The following is a 2,017-nucleotide window of genomic DNA, read 5'->3' on the forward strand; positions in this document are numbered from 1 at the left end:
TCGGTTCCGGCGAAGGACTGCTTCGTCTTGCCGATTCGCTGGTTTGTACTGCACTACTAAAAAAAAAAGCGTCGAAGCCGTCAACAACAATATCAAGCTGATTATTCGGAAAGCCTACGGGTTTCGTAATGTTGAAAATCTCAAGGCAATGGTGCTTTTATGCTGCGCAAGGTCGCGGTCCATGTACCAGTCCGTGTCTCCCAACTGATGATTTCTCTCCCAAAGAGCCTTCNGGTGTAGTTGCTTGATTTTTTTACCCACAACTATGCACGAAGAGCCTTTTTTTACTGACAAACCACAGGACTTGTGCAAAATTTTGCACAAGTCCAAAAACAACAGGAGCACTCATAACTTTTGATGTTAATGGACTCCTGATTCCAAACCCAAAAGAAACTTCTTTGCCTCAAAACCTCCGCCGTAGCCCGTGAGGCTGCCGTCAGCACCCACAATCCTGTGGCAGGGAACGATGATGGAAAACGGGTTTTCGCCGACCGCAACGCCCACGGCCCGCACGGCCTTTGGGCGCCCTATGCGGCGCGCAAGTTCCCCGTAACTCACCGTCTCGCCGTACCCGATCTTCTGAAGCGCCTGCCAGACACTTTTCTGAAAGTCGGTTCCGGCAAAGGCCAGCGGCAGGTCAAACGTTCGGCGTTTACCTTCAAAGTACTCAGCGAGTTCCTTTTGAGCCTCCTCAATCACAGGGCTTGTCCCTTCAACGAAAGGCCCCTTAAAGTACCGCTCAAGGCGCTTTTGCACGCTCGCACAGTGCCATCCGTCCCGCCAGTCACTCATCACAAGGTTTCCCTCGCAGGAGCCGATTAAAAGCACGCCGCAGGGCACCTGAAATTCTTTGACATAAACAGTCATTACCGGCTCCTTTGCATCTGCACTGCTGCATCATGCCCGGCTTCTTTGGGTAAAAACAGTGCAACAGCGCCCAAAAGCGGCGTGAACGACGCAATGACAAACACCGTTTTCAGATCCGTCACGTCGGCAAGCCACCCAAAAGCGGCGGCCGCAATACCGCCCAAACCGAAACTTAAACCGAAGAAAAGTCCCGAAACCATTCCGGTTTTACCGGGCTTTAAATCGAGCGCACAGACAAGTATGGCCGAAAAGGCGGAGGAAATCACAGAATTGCCCGCAGGAAGCCCGGGGCTTGAGCCCCGGGAGGAATGCGGGCTTTCGAAATTTTTTAATCTTGGCCCAAACGCAGCCAAACATGCACATAGTTTTCGCTTAAGGTATATTCAGCCGCTATGACATCTAATGGAAGCCGGAATCACCGACTGAATCATGTCGTTTAAAAAGTGCGCTGACGCCGTGAGCGCCAACATGCCGCCGGCGACCTTCTGAGCTCTGACCGTCATTTCAGTCATGATGCACCTCCCCTTTTTCAAGACCCTTTCCGAAATGTTCCACAGGCTTTAAAACCGTGATCTCAAAACGGGAAAAGCAGCAGTCCTTTCCCTCCCGCTGACACTGTCGGTGCACTTCATCAGCATGCCAAGCGGCCACCGCCGCCTCATCGCGCCAGAGCGATTTCGACAAGAGCTTTCCGGGGACACTAAACAACCCGCGCTTGAAAGCGCGGGGTTTCCTGACACGGTGCAGGCTTTCCCGTAACAGGCAAGGTTTTTGAGGCCTTGTCTGCCCGGGCGTCCCCTGCACCACAGGAACATTTAAAACGCAACCGCTCTACGGGTACGGGCTTCATCAGCTCGATCCGTCGGTTCCGGCGAAGGACTGCTTCGTCTTGCCGATTCGCTGGTTTGTACTGCACTACTGATCCGACGTTCCCTGAGACTTGTTTGAGCCTCGCAAGCGCTGATTGCTCAGCCTTCAGATCGTAGCTGTCAGTGGCGGGATCCGCAAAATACAGGTTCATGGCGGCCGCAAGGTCGCGGTCCATGTACCAGTCCGTGTCTCCCAACTGATGACTTCTCTCCCAAAGAGCCTTCTTACGGTACGTTCCCGTTTCGGGATCGTGCTGACTCGGGCGCAGTTTTGCGGGGAC

General features: G+C 53.4%; 4 protein-coding genes and 1 pseudogene. 1 reads left to right on the plus strand and 4 read right to left on the minus strand.

Annotated elements, in window-relative coordinates:
• The first annotated feature begins 43 nt into the window (after nt 1–43).
• Entirely contained in the window at nt 44–208 is a 165-nt protein-coding gene (locus BQ7486_RS12450; protein WP_084765574.1) for a transposase, read from the plus strand.
• Between the two features lie 152 nt (nt 209–360).
• On the opposite strand, the gene BQ7486_RS02100 is transcribed toward BQ7486_RS12450, so the two are convergent.
• The 4 genes and pseudogenes from BQ7486_RS02100 to BQ7486_RS02115 form a co-directional block, all read right to left on the minus strand.
• A complete protein-coding gene (locus BQ7486_RS02100) occupies nt 361–867 on the minus strand; it encodes a methylated-DNA--[protein]-cysteine S-methyltransferase (protein ID WP_074008796.1) in 507 nt (168 codons plus the stop codon).
• Nucleotides 867–1,067, minus strand: coding sequence for an MFS transporter (locus tag BQ7486_RS02105; RefSeq protein WP_143183003.1), 201 nt, complete (start codon nt 1,065–1,067; stop codon nt 867–869). Before BQ7486_RS02105 ends, BQ7486_RS02100 begins: the two co-directional genes overlap by 1 nt.
• Before the next feature lie 183 nt (nt 1,068–1,250).
• A complete protein-coding gene (locus BQ7486_RS12345; protein WP_268874067.1) occupies nt 1,251–1,379 on the minus strand; it encodes a hypothetical protein in 129 nt (42 codons plus the stop codon).
• A 188-nt stretch (nt 1,380–1,567) separates the two neighbouring features.
• Nucleotides 1,568–2,017: pseudogene (locus BQ7486_RS02115) on the minus strand (hypothetical protein); the annotation flags it as partial.

Origin of the sequence: Duodenibacillus massiliensis (assembly GCF_900128485.1) — a bacterium.
Classification (GTDB): Bacteria; Pseudomonadota; Gammaproteobacteria; order Burkholderiales; family Burkholderiaceae_F; genus Duodenibacillus; species Duodenibacillus massiliensis.